Here is a 15,256-nt window from a genome sequence, read left to right on the forward strand (position 1 = left end):
GTATCATGGTAGGAATTGACTGATAAATCTTCCGTTTCCGGTAAAGGCCTTCCGGAAGTCTTCCGGTACAGGTGCCAGAAACCGCAGTGGCTCTTTGGTAATGGGATGCTTGAATTCCAGCTGAAAAGAATGAAGTGCCTGTCTGCCAATCCGGTCAAATACCGGATGATAGAGAAAATCGCCGGGCAGAGGGCAGCCGATGTAGTTCATATGAACACGGATCTGATGTGTCCGGCCGGTTTCAAGATGGAGCTCAACAAGAGCGTATCCATTGCTGACTGCCAGACGCTCGTAATGAGTTACAGCAGGTTCGCCCCGTTCAAAATTGACTTCCCTGGTAATTACGGAGTCATTTACCCTTGCAATTGGTGCACGGACAGTCCCTTTTTCTGGTGGAATTCCGTCTGTAAGTGCAAGATACGTGCGGCGGATTCTGCGCTGTTTCATCTGAGTGGAAAGAAGAGCACCACTTAAAGGGTTTTTGGCCAGAACCAGCACTCCAGTTGTGTCCCGGTCCAGCCGGTTGATACAGCGGTATACAAACGTTTCTCCCTGCTGTCGGTAGTACCAGGCGACTCCGTTGGCCAGAGTGTTCTCGTAATTTCCGGCAGAAGGATGTACTGGCATGTCCGCCGGTTTATTGAGAACCAGAATATCTTCATCTTCATACAGAATATTCAGGGGTATTTTTACAGGAAGGATGGACTCTTCTGATCCGGCTTCTTCAGGAACGAGAATGCGAAGAACGTCCTGTTCTTTAAGCGCCGTTTTGGCAAAAGAGGGTTGTCCGTTAAGAAGAATGGCATGATCGGCGCGTTTCATGGTAGTCAGGATATGTTTGGAAAAACCGTTGTTCCGGAGAAAGGATAAAATCGAAATTCCGGAATCCTCCGGGGAAATGGTATATGTAATAATTCTCTGCATATAGAATGTCCTTTTCTGAATTTTGGCAGCAGAAACATACAGGAATATGTTTCTGTTGATTTCTGTTACAGTATAGCATCGGAGACAGAGTTTGTATAGTTTTGCAGAAAAACACAGAAAATATATTGGAAAAAGTGCCGGAAAAGGGTATAATGTCAAAGATAGCAGGATTGATAAAATACAGACAAATGAAGGATAACTTTATAGACAGTGTGGGGGATGAAACAATGGAACAGCAGCATATGTTTACCAACCGGATGATTCGTAATCTTCTGGTTCCGGTTGTGTTGGAACAGATTCTGAATTCGATAATGGGAACCGCAGATACCATGATGGTCAGCAATGTGGGATCTGCGGCTCTTTCTGCGGTGTCTCTGGTAGACTCCATCAATATACTTCTGATTCAGGCTTTTTCGGCGCTGGCAGCAGGGGGCGCGATTGTGTGTGCCCAGTATATCGGACAGAAAAATTATGAGAAAGCAAACATGTCTGCAAGACAGGTGCTGTTTATTATCACTGCGATTTCGGTAGCGGTATCGGCGGTCTGTCTTATTTTTCAGAAACCTCTGCTGAGGTTTATTTTCGGAGCGGTAGAAGCAGATGTTATGCGTGCTTCGGAAACATATTTCTTTTTCACAGCACTGTCGTTTCCGTTTATAGCGGCATATGATTCCGCGGCTTCCATATTCCGTGCTCAGGAGAATACAAAAGGGCCCATGACGATCTCCATGATTTCCAATGTTATGAATATTGGAGGAAATGCGATTCTGATCTGGGTATTTCATCTTGGTGTTGCAGGTGCTGCGCTTTCCACACTGGCTTCCCGTATTTTCTGTGCTGTGGTAGTTCTTTATCAGCTACGGAAAGACAGGCAGCCCATTGTTGTTCGTGATTATCTGAAAATCCGTCCGGATTGGAGTATGATCAAGAGAATTCTGGGACTGGGCATTCCGTCCGGAGTAGAAAACAGTATGTTTCAGCTTGGAAAACTTGCGATTCAGTCAACCGTATCTACGCTGGGAACAACTGCCATTGCGGCTCAGGCGATGACCAATATTCTGGAGAACTTAAATGGAATTGCAGCTATCGGTGTCGGTGTCGGCTTGATGACGATTGTAGGGCAGTGCCTTGGAGCCGGTAGGAAAGATGAGGCGGTCTATTACATAAAAAAACTCTGTGTCATTGCGGAAGCTGTTATTATCGCAAGCTGTCTGGTCGTTTATATCCTGGCCAGACCGGTTACCATTCTGGGCGGTATGGAGAAAGAAAGTGCCGCAATGTGTATTCATATGATTACATGGATCACGATCGTAAAACCGCTTGTCTGGACAATGGGTTTTGTACCGGGATACGGACTGCGTGCAGCCGGAGATGTGAAATTTTCCATGATCACCTCCTGCTGTACCATGTGGTCCTGCCGGTTCTGCCTCTGTGTATTTCTCATCCGCGTTATGGACTTTGGGCCAATGGGCGTATGGATCGGAATGTTTGCAGACTGGACAGTACGCGGAATCATATTTACATGGAGATTCCACAGCCGCAAGTGGTTGGAGCATAAGGTAATTTAGGAAATTGCCTTATGGGATCCCAAAGCCTTTGGGCGAGGGCGTTTTGGAAAACGGGAGGAAAACCGTGAGGGGGATCATCTCAGAGTTGCGAAGCCCGAAGATCCCCCTCACACTCCCCCTTCTTGGGCACGCAGAAAATTTCCGCATTGTGGCAATGTGAATTTGTCGAGAGGGTGGATGTATGATACTTTGTTGGATGTGTGAGTCTTAGCCGATCTGGGGAGGGACGGAAGGCGGCCTGCGTGGCAGGCCTGTTCCTGGATTGCGGGTGAGACTGTAAAAAGGGTGAAGGTGTATACATAATGTAACATTGTCAGAAAATAAAAATTCAAGTAAAAAATCAGGAACAATCTGCGAAGCAGACATGCTTTCCGTCCGGAGCGATTAATCGGCTCAGACTGCCGGAGTCGATATCGTGGAATCCATCGCCCCGCCATGGTGTATCATTTCCAATACCGTACGCCCAATTGCGTGGCCGGAGGGGAGGAGCGCGAGGAGGGGAAACGGCCTTCGCAACTCTGAGTGCTTCCCCTCCTCGCAAATTCCCACTGCTTAAAAAGCAACACCAAACGAAAAAACAAAAAATTTCCTACAAAAAATCTCATTTCCCAAAGGAGGCCCCAATAATTTGAATGGATTAGAAAACAAATACATCATAAAAAACAACAAACGCCTCCGCTACGGCTACACTACTGGTTCCTGTGCGGCAGGTGCAGCACGTGGTGCAGTCCGCATGCTGCTTTCCGGTGAATCCTTCTCGGAGGTCACCTTAAACACCCCAAAGGGAATCACTCTTACTCTGGCTCTTCATGACATCACCCGTGGGGAAGATTACGTCTCCTGTGCAGTCCAAAAAGACGCCGGTGACGATCCGGATACCACCAACGGAATTCTGGTCTATGTAAAAGCAGAAAAATTTTTTTCAGGAAATACAGAAAATTCCGGTACACATCCGCAGATTATTCTGGACGGCGGAATCGGTGTAGGCCGAGTTACCAAACCGGGGCTTTCCCAGAAGGTGGGAGAGGCTGCCATCAATCCGGTGCCCAAAGCCATGATTTTAAGAGAAGCCGAAGAGGCAGCCCAGGAATATAATTATGAAGGTGGACTGAAACTTACGGTATCTGTGCCGGAAGGAGAGGAGATTGCAAAAAAAACTTTCAATCCCCGGCTTGGTATCTTAGGTGGAATTTCCATTCTGGGAACCAGCGGAATTGTGGAACCCATGAGTGAAAAAGCACTGATTGAAAGCATCCACGTGGAAATGAAACAGCATTTCTGCCAGGGAGAGAACTACATACTGGTGACACCTGGAAATTATGGTGCAGATTATCTGCGGGAACATATGACCATTCCTTTTGAAAATAATATCAAATGCAGCAATTATGTAGGGGAAACCATTGATATGGCCATTGATATGGGAGTAGAAGGAATTCTTTTTGTGGCCCATATCGGAAAATTCGTGAAAGTTGCCGCAGGGATTATGAATACTCATTCCCACTGTGCAGACGGAAGAATGGAAGTTCTCTGTGCCTCAGCCATCCGTGCAGGAGGCACTCTGGAATGTGCCAGAGAAATTCTGGAAGCCGGAACTACAGATGAAGCGCTGGCGGTTCTTGAACGATATGGCATTCTGAAAGAAACCATGGCCATTGTAATGGAGAAAATTCAGTTTTATCTGGATCACCGTTCCTATGAACAGATTGTACTGGGAGCTGTGGTGTTTTCCAATGTATATGGGCTGCTGGGACAGACACGGGATGCAAAAAAACTCATTACAGAAATAAAGAAACAATCCGAAAAATTATAAAAATTTTATTACAAAATAACAGGGACAGAAAAAAATCATTCTGTCAATAAATAGATTACAGGAGGAAAGAAAAATGGCAGGTAAATTATACGGCGTAGGTGTAGGACCAGGAGATCCCGAACTTCTTACTTTAAAGGCACTTCGACTTGTAAAAGAGGCAGAAGTAATTGCACTTCCAGGAGAGATTCCGGAAGATACGGTAGCATTTAAAATTGTAGAGGGCGCTTATCCGGAACTTGGAAAAAAAGAACTCCTTGCAGTTCCTTTTCCAATGTCAAAAGATCCAGAAGTCCTGAAAAGTTATCACGATGCAGGTGCCGAGAAAGTAAAAGCTGTCCTGGATCAGGGGAAAGATGTGGTATTTCTGACACTTGGAGATCCAACGGTTTATTCCACCTATCTCTATGTACATCATAGGCTTGTAGCACAGGGGTATGACACAGAAATTGTCTGTGGAATCACATCCTTCTGTGCGGTTTCTGCACGTCTGAATACCGGACTTGTGGAAAAAGCAGAGCCGCTCCATGTAATTCCGGCTTCCTATCAGATTGAGGATGCACTGAAACTTCCGGGAACCAAGGTTCTTATGAAAGCCGGAAAGAAAATGAAAAATGTAAAAGAGCAGCTTCTCGCTCAGGGTGCGGAAGCCATGATGATTGAAAACTGCGGAATGCCGGATGAAAAAATCTACAGAAGTGTGGAAGAGATTCCGGAGGATGCAGGATATTATTCTCTGATTATTATTAAAGAAAATAAAGAAAGGACACAGGAATAGTTATGGTACATTTCGTAGGAGCAGGTCCGGGAGCGCCGGATCTTATCACAGTAAGAGGAAAACAGTATCTGGAGGAAGCAGATGTAATTATCTATGCAGGTTCTCTTGTAAATCCGCAGCTTCTGGAGTATTCCAAAGATGTCTGCACTATTCATAACAGTGCAAAGATGACTCTTGAGGAAGTGATTTCCGTTATGGAAAGAGCAGAAGCAGAAGGAAAAATGACCGTTCGTCTACATACCGGTGACCCGTGTATTTACGGTGCAATCCGTGAGCAGATGGATATTCTGGATGAAAAGGGGATTCCTTATGATTCCTGTCCAGGTGTCAGTGCATTCTGCGGGGCAGCGTCAGCACTGAATCTGGAATATACTCTTCCGGATATTTCCCAGAGTGTAATTATTACCAGAATGGAAGGAAGAACACCGGTTCCGACAAAAGAAAGTATTCAGTCTTTTGCCGCACATAATGCAACAATGGTAATTTTCCTCAGTACAGGTATGTTGGAAGAACTGAGCCGCAGACTGGTAGAGGGCGGTTACCGGGAAGATACACCGGCAGCTATTGTTTACAAGGCAACCTGGCCGGATGAAAAGAAATTTATCTGTACAGTGGGAACTCTTGCACAGACAGCAAAGGAGAACAATATCACAAAGACCGCTCTGATGTTGGTGGGAGATGCAGTAAATGCGGCACATTATGACCGCTCCAAGCTTTATGATCCCGGATTTACAACAGAGTTCCGTGAGGCTACGAAGTAGAATATGAATATTTCCGTTATTTGCTTCAGCATGACAGGACTGGAGACAGGGGAAAAACTTCAGAGGGCACTGGAAAAAGAAGGCGATCAGGTTACGCTGGCAAAAAAGAGCCGTTATCTTCCGGATTCGATTTCTGTATCTGTCTCAAAATGGGCAGAGGAGCAGTTTCAGTCCGGAAAAGACGGAGTGATTTTTGTGGGTGCCTGTGGAATTGCGGTTCGAAGCATTGCACCCTATATTGCAGGAAAAAAAACAGATCCTGCTGTGCTGGTAGTGGATGAATGTGGAAAATTTGTGATTTCACTTCTTTCCGGTCATTTGGGCGGAGCAAATGAACTGGCCATCCGATGTGCGAAAGATCTCCAGGCAGTACCTGTGGTAACTACAGCGACAGATCTTCACAGCCGTTTTGCGGTAGATGTTTTTGCCAAAAAAAACGGGTGTGCGATTTTTCATATGAAAGCGGCGAAAGAAGCGTCGGCAGCACTGCTTGCAGGAGAGACGGTTGGCTTTTACAGTGAGTTTCCATGGGAAGGCGAATTGCCGGAGGGACTGATGCTTTGCGGAAAAGATGGAAGCCCCTTAAATAAGAAAGAGGATCCGACAGCTTCAGAAACCGGCAAAGTGCCGGAAACCGGTATTGCGGTGACTTTTCATAAAAGCTGTCTGCCATTTAAAAATACTGTTCACGTAGTACCACCTGACGTAGTTCTGGGAATGGGATGCAGAAAGGGTAAGGATGCTGCGGCAATCCGGACGGCAGCGGAGGAATGTCTGGAAGAAGCAGATCTGTATAAAGAAGCACTGCAGGCGATCACAAGTATTGATCTGAAAAAAGAAGAGCAGGGATTACTGTCTCTGACAGAAACCTGGAACCTTCCATTTCGGACCTTTACCGAAGAAGAGCTGAGAGCAGTAAAAGGAGAATTTACTCCATCAAAATTTGTCAAAAAAATAACAGGTGTAGACAATGTCTGTGAAAGAAGCGCGGTTCTGGGTTGCGGACAGGGTACCCTGATCAGAAAAAAAACAGGCCGGGACGGTGTAACCACCGCTCTTGCAGCCGGAAATCGGAGGATACGTTTTGAGTAAAATTTATGTTGTTGGAATTGGCCCGGGAGCATACGACCAGATGACTGGGAGAGCGATCCGTGCATTAAATGAAAGCGATGTGATTATTGGCTATACCGTATATGTGGATCTTGTAAAAGAATATTTTGCAGAAAAAGAATTTATGACCACTCCAATGAAGAAAGAGGTGGACCGCTGTGTACTTGCTTTTGAGGAAGCAAAAAAAGGAAAAACCGTTTCCATGATCTGCAGTGGAGATGCCGGTGTCTATGGCATGGCGGGTCTGATGTACGAAGTGGGAGAAAATTATCCGGATGTGGAGCTTAACATTATTCCAGGTGTAACAGCTGCAACCGGTGGGGCTGCAGTTCTGGGGGCACCGCTGATTCATGATTTCTGCCTGATTAGCCTAAGCGATCTTCTCACTCCATGGGAAAAAATTGAGGCAAGGCTTCTGGCAGCCGCACAGGCAGATTTTGTAGTATGCCTTTACAATCCATCCAGCAGAAAGCGCAAAGATTATCTTCAGAAAGCCTGTGACCTGATGATGAAATACAAATCCCCGGATACAGTATGCGGTACAGTTGCCCAGATCGCAAGAGAGGGAGAAACCGCACAGGTTATGACGTTAAGAGAACTTCGAGATACGGAAGTAGATATGTTTACTACCGTTTTTGTGGGAAATTCCCAGACAAAGAACATAGATGGCAAGATGGTAACGCCAAGAGGATATAAGAATGTATAAAGCCATTGTTTTTGCAGGTACCACAGAAGGTTATGCACTTTGTGAGTTTCTTGCGGAAAATAAAGTTTCGGTGTATGCCTGTGCTGCTACAGAGTACGGTGGCTCTCTTCTTAAAGAAAATGAGTTCCTTCATGTCAGCGCAGGAAGGCTGAAAACAGAAGATATGGAGGAACTTTTCCGAAAGGAAACACCGGAAATTGTTCTGGATGCCACACACCCTTATGCTGCGGAAGTAACAAAAAATATCCGGACAGCCTGTGAAAATACAGGAATTCGTTATCAGCGGGTTCTTCGTCCGGAGGGAGAAAAAAGTGAAACGGCAGTTTATGTGGAAAGTACGAAAAAAGCGGCAGAGTTTCTTTGCGGCACAGAAGGAAATATCTTTCTTACCACGGGAAGTAAGGAACTGGCCAAATTTACAGTAATTCCGGATTATAAAGAGAGACTTTTTGCAAGGGTTCTCTCGATTCCCTCTGTAATCAGTGCCTGCGCGGAACTTGGAGTTGAGGGAAAACATCTCATCGGTATGCAGGGACCGTTTTCGACGGAAATCAATGAAGCAATGCTGCGCCAGTATCAGTGCAGTTATCTGGTGACGAAAGATACCGGGCTGGCGGGAGGATTTCCGGAAAAAATGGAAGCCTGCCGGCGCTTGGGTGTTATTCCGGTGATTATTGGAAGACCGCTAAAGGAAGAAGGGCTCTCTCTTTTAGAAGCCAGGGGTTTTCTGGCAGAATTTTTCGGGGTGAGTCTGTCACAGAAGATTTCTCTTGTGGGAATCGGCATGGGGGCAGAAAAAACGCTGACTTTAGAGGGAAAGAAAGCTTTTGAGGAGGCGGAGCTTCTGATCGGAGCCAGACGTATGACGGAAGCCGTACAGAAACCAGGCCAGGCGGTTCTTCATGAATACCGCAGCGAAAAGATTGCAGAATATATCAAAGCACATCCGGAATACCGGACGGTTGCCATTGCGCTTTCCGGGGATGTGGGATTCTACAGCGGAGCAAAGAAACTTCTGGATCTTCTGGGACCGGATGTTCAGGTGATCTGTGGAATTTCTTCTGTGGTATATTTTATGGCAAAAATCGGCCTTTCCTGGGATGACGCAAAGATTGTCAGCGCCCACGGAAGAAACTGTAATCTGGTCTCTCTGATCCGGAACAACCGAAAAGTGTTTTCCATTCTTGGAACCGAGGATGGAGTGGCGGCACTTGCATCAAAACTGGTAGATTACAACATGGGGGATGTGACACTTTATGTGGGAGAGAATCTTTCCTATGACCAGGAGAAGATTTTTCATGATAAGGCAGAAAATCTTACGGAATACCATGGAGATGCATTAAGTGTGGTGACAGCGTATAACGAAAATGCCCGGTCTCTGCCGGCAGTTCATGGAATCCGAGACGAAGAATTTCAAAGAGGAAAGGCGCCGATGACAAAGGAAGAGGTACGGACCGTGTCTCTTTCCAAACTTCATCTGTCTGAAGACTCCATCTGTTATGATGTGGGGGCAGGAACAGGGTCTGTATCCGTTGAAATGGCTCTTCGTGCATGGAACGGAAAGGTCTATGCCATTGAGAAAAAAGAAGACGCCCTTGCACTTCTGAAAGAGAATAAACAGAAATTTGCTGTAGATAATCTGGAGATCATACCTGGAATGGCACCGGAGGCTATGATGGAACTGGAGGTTCCGACTCATGCATTTATCGGTGGTTCCTCCGGAAATATGGATGCAATTATAAAACTTCTTCTGGAAAAGAACCCGGAAGTACGTATTGTGATTAACTGTATTACTCTGGAAACGGTTACGGAAGCCATGGAAGCCATCCGCAAATTTGATCTGGAAGACGTGGATATTGTACAGCTTGGAGTTGCAAGATCCAAATCTGTTGGAAGATACCATATGATGATGGGAGAAAACCCGATTTATATTATTTCCTGCAGTGGAAGAGGGGAGGAACCAAAGTGAAAATTCCCAGAGTGCTTCTTGCGGCAGGTGCAAGCGGAAGTGGAAAAACCCTGATTACCTGCGGCCTTCTGCAGGCACTGGTAAACCGGAATTTAAAGACTGCCTCTTTTAAATGTGGACCAGATTATATTGATCCTATGTTCCACAGCCGGGTAATCGGTACGAAATCCAGGAATCTGGATACATTTTTTACAGATGAAAACAGGACCAGATACCTTCTGGCAAAAAATGCCGCAGACTGTGAGATTGCGGTGATGGAAGGTGTCATGGGTTATTATGATGGTGTGGGTGGAACGACATCCAGAGCCAGTGCCTATGATCTTGCAAAAACTACGGATACACCGGTGATTCTGATTGTAAACAGCCGTGGGATGAGTGTATCACTGGCTGCCTATGTGAAGGGATTTCTGGAATATAAGAAAGACAGCCATATCTGTGGAGTGATTTTTAATCAGATGTCTCCGATGTTGTATCCGAGGATGAAACAGCTTCTGGAAGAAGAGCTTTCCGTAAAAGTTCTGGGATATGTACCAAAAGTGGAAGACTGTGTTATTGAAAGCCGTCATCTGGGACTGGTGCTTCCGGAAGAAATTCCGGAACTGAAAAACCGTTTACAGAAACTTGCGGAAGTTTTGGAAAAGACACTGGATATTGACGGAATTCTGGAACTTGCCCAAACTGCACCGGAACTTCAGGCACCGGATTTGAAAAAGCTGATTCAGGAAGACGCTGCATTTGCCTATCATACAGAGGAAAAAGTACGGATTGGTGTGGCAGACGATGAAGCTTTCTGCTTTTTTTATGCGGATAATTTAAATCTTCTGGAACAGATGGGGGCAGAATTGGTAACGTTTTCTCCGATCCATGATGAAAAACTTCCGGAAGATCTGGATGGACTTCTTCTTTGCGGCGGATATCCGGAACTGAACGGAGAAGCGCTGGAAAAGAATCAGAAGATGTGTTTGGCGATTCGAAATGCGATGGAACAAGGAATGCCCTGCCTGGCAGAATGTGGCGGATTTATGTATCTTCATCAGGAGATGGAGGACATGGAAGGCCATTTCCGTAAGGTCTGCGGTGTAATCCGGGGAAGATCGTTTCGGACACCCAGACTTAACAGATTTGGTTATATTACTCTTACGGAAAAAGAAAATACCGGACTTGGTGAAATACCTGCCCATGAGTTTCATTATTTTGATTCCACAGATTGTGGTGCCGCGTTCCATGCGTCAAAACCGGCATCCAAAAGAGGCTGGGACTGTATCCACAAAAAGGGCCGTATGATGGCAGGATTTCCGCATCTTTATTATTATGGAAATCCGAAAGTTCCGGTGCGTTTTCTGACAGATGCGTTGGAATACAAGAAAGAACGGAGGATGAAGAAAGATGTTGAAATATAGTCTTCCTGCACTGGTTATGGGATTTGTCCTGGATCTTCTTATCGGAGATCCCAGATGGCTGTATCATCCTATCTGTGTCATCGGAAATCTGATTGCGTTACTGGAAAAGGGAATTCGCAAAATTTTTCCGAAAAGTCATGGAGGGGAACTTGCCGGCGGCTTTGTGACTGTGGTGCTGATCTGTCTGTTCAGTGGCGGAGTACCATTTCTGGTTCTGCATTATCTCTACCGTTTTTCAACAGTGGCCGGCTTTGTGCTGGAAACTTTCTGGTGTTACCAGCTTCTTGCCACCCGCTCCCTGAAAGATGAAAGCATGAAAGTCTATGACCGTCTGAAAAATGGAACATTGGATGAAGCGCGTTATGCGGTATCCATGATTGTCGGCCGTGATACAAAAGAACTTACGGAGATCGGTGTGACAAAAGCAGCAGTGGAAACCGTGGCAGAAAATGCATCAGACGGCGTAATTGCCCCTATGCTTTATATGGCTGTCGGCGGAGTACCGCTGATGTTTTTGTACAAGGGAATCAACACCATGGATTCCATGTTGGGTTATAAAAATGACAGATATCTGTATTTTGGACGAGTTGCCGCAAAGCTGGATGATGTGGCCAATTATATCCCCGCCAGAATTTCCGGCTGGCTGATGGTAGCGGGAACGGTTTTGACAGGAATGAACACAAAAAATGCAGCCAGGATCTATAAAAGAGACCGGAGAAACCATGCAAGCCCCAACTCTGCACAGACGGAAGCAGCTATGGCAGGTGCTCTGGAAGTACAGCTTGCGGGAAATGCGTATTATTTTGGAAAATTATATGAAAAACCTACGATTGGGGATCCGATCCGCCCGGTGGAGCCGGAGGATATCAAAAGAGCCAACCGTTTGATGTATGCGGCATCTGTGCTGGGAATTATTATATTTTGTCTGATCAGTGCAGGCATTCGTATGCTGTTTTTCTGACCGGCACAGAAACGTTCTGACCCGGAAAAATGCAGATAATACATAACAGACAGGAGAAGGACCAATGACAAAACACATACATGGAGGAGATGTATACAGACATAAAGATTGCCTTGATTTTTCAGCGAATCTGAATCCTCTGGGAACACCGGAAAGCGTAAAACAGGCGATTATCGGCAGTCTGGATCATATTGCACAGTATCCTCAGGTAGGCTGTGATCTTCTTCGGGAAAAGATTGCAGAATATGAAGGTGTAAAAAAAGAAGAAATTGTCTGTGGAAATGGCGCAGCAGAAGTAATTTTTACCCTCTGCCGTGCGGTAAAACCCAAAAAGGCGCTGCTTCCTGCGCCGACTTTTGCAGAATACGGACAGGCACTGGAGAGTACGGACTGTAAACTGGAATATTATATGCTGACGGAAAATGAAGGTTTTGTGCTGGGGGAGTCTTATCTGGATATTCTTCACAAAGGACTGGACATGGCATTTTTATGCAATCCGAATAATCCCACTGGTATGCTGATTCCTCACAGGCTTCTGAAACGGATTCTGGAAAAGTGCAGAAAACTTGGGATTCTTCTGGTGGTAGACGAATGTTTCCTGGATTTTGTGAAAGAACCGGAGGAATATTCTCTGAAACGGTCACTTTCGGGATTTAACAATCTTTTTATTCTGAAAGCATTTACAAAGAGATATGCCATGGCTGGTGTACGGCTGGGTTATGGCCTTTGTTCCAACCGGAAACTGATGGAGAAAATGGAACTTCATGTTCAGCCCTGGAATGTTTCCACCATGGCGCAGGCTGCGGGAATCCAGGCACTGACAGAGACAAAATATGTAGAGGAAGGAAGACAGCTTGTTTTTCGGGAGTCACAATGGCTGAAAAATGAGATGACCCGCATTGGGTATAAAGTATTTCCGTCGGAAGCAAATTATATTTTCTTTAAAGGGCCGGAAGAACTGTATGAGTTCTGTCTTCGGAAACGCATCCTGATCCGGGACTGCAGCAATTATCCGGGGCTCACCAAAGGCTTTTACAGGATTGCGGTAAAGCGCCATGAGGAAAATGTAAAACTGATCCAGGTACTTGAGGGAGGTATATTATGGCAAAAGCAATAATGGTACAGGGAACCATGTCCAATGCCGGAAAAAGTCTGCTGGCAGCAGGGCTTTGCAGAATTTTTAAGCAGGATGGCTATAAAGTGGCTCCTTTTAAATCACAGAATATGGCCCTGAATTCTTTTATTACAGAGGATGGGCTTGAAATGGGACGTGCCCAGGTCATGCAGGCAGAAGCAGCCGGGATCAAGCCATCGGTACTGATGAATCCAATTCTTCTGAAGCCAACCAATGATGTAGGTTCCCAGGTAATTGTTAACGGAGAAGTTCTTGGAACCATGAGTGCCAGAGATTATTTTAAATATAAAAAGACACTGGTTCCGGATGTAATGAAAGCTTACAATGCCCTTGCGGCAGAAAATGATATCATTGTAATCGAAGGTGCGGGAAGTCCGGCAGAGATCAATCTCAAGGATGAGGACATTGTAAACATGGGAATGGCAAAGATGGCCAAGGCGCCGGTTCTTCTTGTAGGTGACATTGACCGTGGTGGCGTTTTCGCACAGCTGATCGGTACGGTGGAACTTCTGGAAGAAGATGAAAAGGCTATGGTGAAAGGCCTGATCATCAACAAATTCCGTGGGGATAAGACCATTCTGGATCCTGGTGTTGCGATGCTGGAAGAGAGAAGCAAAATTCCGGTTGTGGGAGTGGCTCCATATTTGGATATTCAGGTAGAAGATGAGGACAGCCTTACGGAACGCTTTGACAGAAAACAGGAAGCCGGTGTGATTGATATCGCGGTGATTCGAACTCCTAGGATTTCCAATTTCACAGATTTCAATCCTTTCGAAAGCATTCCGGGCGTTTCACTTCGCTATGTGAAACATCCAAGAGATCTCCATTCTCCGGATATGATTATTCTTCCGGGAACCAAGAACACGATGGGCGATCTGATCTGGATGAGGGAAAGCGGAATGGAAGCGGCAGTTCTGAAAGAGGCTTCCAGAGGAAAGCTGATTTTTGGTGTCTGTGGTGGTTATCAGATGCTGGGAGAAACTTTAAGCGATCCTCATGGAGTGGAAAATGGCGGCTCCATGAAGGGAATGGGCCTTCTTCCCATGGATACCATATTTGCGGAAAAGAAAACAAGGACAAGGGTTCACGGACAGTTTGGACAGCTTTCCGGTGTGTTTGCACCTCTTTCCGGAGCAGAAATTGAAGGTTATGAGATCCATATGGGAGAGAGTATTCGAAAGGAAGATGCGGGTACAGCCACAAAAATTACGGACAGTGTCAGTGGTGAGACCAAAGAGGAAGGCGCTTTTTCCGGAAATGTGTGCGGAACCTATATACATGGAGTCTTTGATAAAGAGGCATCTGCAGAGGCGATTATCCGTGTGATCGGTGAGAAAAAGGGCATTGATGTGGAAAATATGACAGGAGTGGATTTTGCCGCATTTAAAGAGCAACAGTATGATATCCTGGCGGCAGAGCTTAGAAAACATCTGGATATGAAAAAAATCTATGAGATACTGGAAAACGGGATTACGGAGGACGAATAAAAATGAAAGTTGAGCTTGAAAATGTAAAACCCATGGAGATCGAAAAAAGAAGTTTTGAGATCATTACCGAAGAATTGGGAGACACTCCTCTGATTCCGGGAACAGAGCTGATTGTAAAACGCTGTATTCATACAAGTGCGGATTTTGATTATGCAAAAAATCTCTGTTTTTCTGAGGGTGCGGTAGAAAAGGCAATGGAAGCGATCCGAAATGGTGCGTGCATTGTTACAGATACGCAGATGGCAAAAGCAGGCATCAACAAACGTGCTCTTGCGCGTTACGGCGGTGAGGCATATTGTTTCATGTCCGATGAGGATGTGGCAGCTCTGGCAAAGAAAAACGGAACCACAAGAGCTACAGCCAGTATGGATAAAGCTGCCGAGATGGATGAGAAGCTGATTTTTGCTATTGGAAACGCACCAACTGCCCTGGTTCGTCTCTATGAACTGATTGAGGATGGAAAACTTTCTCCGGAACTGATTATTGGCGTACCGGTAGGCTTTGTAAATGTGGTACAGTCAAAGGAACTGATTATGCATGCAGATGTTCCGTATATTGTGGCAAAAGGACGAAAGGGTGGAAGCAATATTGCGGCGTGTATTGTAAATGCACTGCTTTATATGATTGATAACCGAAGAGATTAAGAATGT

13 protein-coding genes are annotated in these 15,256 nt (G+C 45.6%); 12 read left to right on the forward strand and 1 reads right to left on the reverse strand.

From position 1 onward, the window contains the following. Positions 1-3: 3 nt before the first annotated feature. The gene (locus tag KQI39_RS00810) at positions 4-924 is read right to left on the reverse strand and encodes an RluA family pseudouridine synthase (protein WP_216415804.1); all 921 of its coding nucleotides are present in this window, start codon (positions 922-924) and stop codon (positions 4-6) included. A gap of 227 nt (positions 925-1,151) precedes the next feature. Between KQI39_RS00810 and KQI39_RS00815 the strand changes: the two genes are divergently transcribed. The 12 genes from KQI39_RS00815 to KQI39_RS00870 all read left to right on the forward strand — a co-directional run bounded on the left by KQI39_RS00815 (position 1,152) and on the right by KQI39_RS00870 (position 15,250). Continuing rightward, positions 1,152-2,492 (forward strand): MATE family efflux transporter, encoded by a 1,341-nt coding sequence (locus tag KQI39_RS00815; protein WP_216415806.1) that lies wholly within the window; start codon positions 1,152-1,154, stop codon positions 2,490-2,492. A 628-nt stretch (positions 2,493-3,120) separates the two neighbouring features. After that, entirely contained in the window at positions 3,121-4,302 is a 1,182-nt protein-coding gene (gene cbiD / locus KQI39_RS00820; protein WP_216415808.1) for a cobalt-precorrin-5B (C(1))-methyltransferase CbiD, read from the forward strand. Positions 4,303-4,375: 73 nt separating this feature from the next. Next, positions 4,376-5,077 (forward strand): precorrin-2 C(20)-methyltransferase, encoded by a 702-nt coding sequence (gene cobI / locus KQI39_RS00825; RefSeq protein WP_216415810.1) that lies wholly within the window; start codon positions 4,376-4,378, stop codon positions 5,075-5,077. 2 nt (positions 5,078-5,079) lie between these two features. Further along, a complete protein-coding gene (gene cobM / locus KQI39_RS00830) occupies positions 5,080-5,838 on the forward strand; it encodes a precorrin-4 C(11)-methyltransferase (RefSeq protein WP_216415812.1) in 759 nt (252 codons plus the stop codon). A 3-nt stretch (positions 5,839-5,841) separates the two neighbouring features. Then, the gene (locus tag KQI39_RS00835; RefSeq protein WP_216415815.1) at positions 5,842-6,930 is read left to right on the forward strand and encodes a cobalt-precorrin 5A hydrolase; all 1,089 of its coding nucleotides are present in this window, start codon (positions 5,842-5,844) and stop codon (positions 6,928-6,930) included. Continuing rightward, positions 6,923-7,654 (forward strand): precorrin-3B C(17)-methyltransferase, encoded by a 732-nt coding sequence (cobJ, locus tag KQI39_RS00840; RefSeq protein ID WP_216415817.1) that lies wholly within the window; start codon positions 6,923-6,925, stop codon positions 7,652-7,654. The genes KQI39_RS00835 and cobJ overlap by 8 nt, the downstream gene beginning before the upstream one ends. Then, positions 7,647-9,623 carry a precorrin-6A reductase gene (gene cobK / locus KQI39_RS00845; protein WP_216415820.1) on the forward strand — a complete coding sequence of 659 codons (1,977 nt, stop codon included), beginning with the start codon at positions 7,647-7,649 and terminating at the stop codon, positions 9,621-9,623. The genes cobJ and cobK overlap by 8 nt, the downstream gene beginning before the upstream one ends. Beyond that, entirely contained in the window at positions 9,620-11,023 is a 1,404-nt protein-coding gene (locus KQI39_RS00850; protein ID WP_216415822.1) for a cobyrinate a,c-diamide synthase, read from the forward strand. Before cobK ends, KQI39_RS00850 begins: the two co-directional genes overlap by 4 nt. Continuing rightward, on the forward strand, positions 11,010-11,984 hold the full coding sequence (gene cbiB, locus KQI39_RS00855) for an adenosylcobinamide-phosphate synthase CbiB (RefSeq protein ID WP_216415824.1): 975 nt from the start codon (positions 11,010-11,012) through the stop codon (positions 11,982-11,984). The genes KQI39_RS00850 and cbiB overlap by 14 nt, the downstream gene beginning before the upstream one ends. Positions 11,985-12,048: 64 nt before the next feature. Next, on the forward strand, positions 12,049-13,101 hold the full coding sequence (gene cobD / locus KQI39_RS00860) for a threonine-phosphate decarboxylase CobD (RefSeq protein ID WP_216415826.1): 1,053 nt from the start codon (positions 12,049-12,051) through the stop codon (positions 13,099-13,101). Continuing rightward, positions 13,086-14,606, forward strand: coding sequence for a cobyric acid synthase (locus tag KQI39_RS00865; RefSeq protein WP_148448024.1), 1,521 nt, complete (start codon positions 13,086-13,088; stop codon positions 14,604-14,606). The genes cobD and KQI39_RS00865 overlap by 16 nt, the downstream gene beginning before the upstream one ends. A 2-nt stretch (positions 14,607-14,608) precedes the next feature. Beyond that, a complete protein-coding gene (locus KQI39_RS00870; RefSeq protein WP_148448022.1) occupies positions 14,609-15,250 on the forward strand; it encodes a precorrin-8X methylmutase in 642 nt (213 codons plus the stop codon). The last annotated feature ends 6 nt before the right edge of the window (positions 15,251-15,256 follow it).

Source organism: Blautia sp. MSJ-36 (assembly GCF_018917985.1).
GTDB lineage: Bacteria > Bacillota > Clostridia > Lachnospirales > Lachnospiraceae > Blautia_A.

What these genes read in the sequence shown, in the direction of transcription:
- KQI39_RS00810 (WP_216415804.1), bottom strand. Translation starts at nt 924, where the DNA reads ATGCAGAGAATTATTACATATACCATTTCCCCGGAGGATTCCGGAATT.
- KQI39_RS00815 (WP_216415806.1), top strand. Translation starts at nt 1,152, where the DNA reads ATGGAACAGCAGCATATGTTTACCAACCGGATGATTCGTAATCTTCTG.
- cobI (WP_216415810.1), top strand. Translation starts at nt 4,376, where the DNA reads ATGGCAGGTAAATTATACGGCGTAGGTGTAGGACCAGGAGATCCCGAA.
- cobM (WP_216415812.1), top strand. Translation starts at nt 5,080, where the DNA reads ATGGTACATTTCGTAGGAGCAGGTCCGGGAGCGCCGGATCTTATCACA.
- KQI39_RS00835 (WP_216415815.1), top strand. Translation starts at nt 5,842, where the DNA reads ATGAATATTTCCGTTATTTGCTTCAGCATGACAGGACTGGAGACAGGG.
- cobK (WP_216415820.1), top strand. Translation starts at nt 7,647, where the DNA reads ATGTATAAAGCCATTGTTTTTGCAGGTACCACAGAAGGTTATGCACTT.
- cbiB (WP_216415824.1), top strand. Translation starts at nt 11,010, where the DNA reads ATGTTGAAATATAGTCTTCCTGCACTGGTTATGGGATTTGTCCTGGAT.
- cobD (WP_216415826.1), top strand. Translation starts at nt 12,049, where the DNA reads ATGACAAAACACATACATGGAGGAGATGTATACAGACATAAAGATTGC.
- KQI39_RS00865 (WP_148448024.1), top strand. Translation starts at nt 13,086, where the DNA reads ATGGCAAAAGCAATAATGGTACAGGGAACCATGTCCAATGCCGGAAAA.
- KQI39_RS00870 (WP_148448022.1), top strand. Translation starts at nt 14,609, where the DNA reads ATGAAAGTTGAGCTTGAAAATGTAAAACCCATGGAGATCGAAAAAAGA.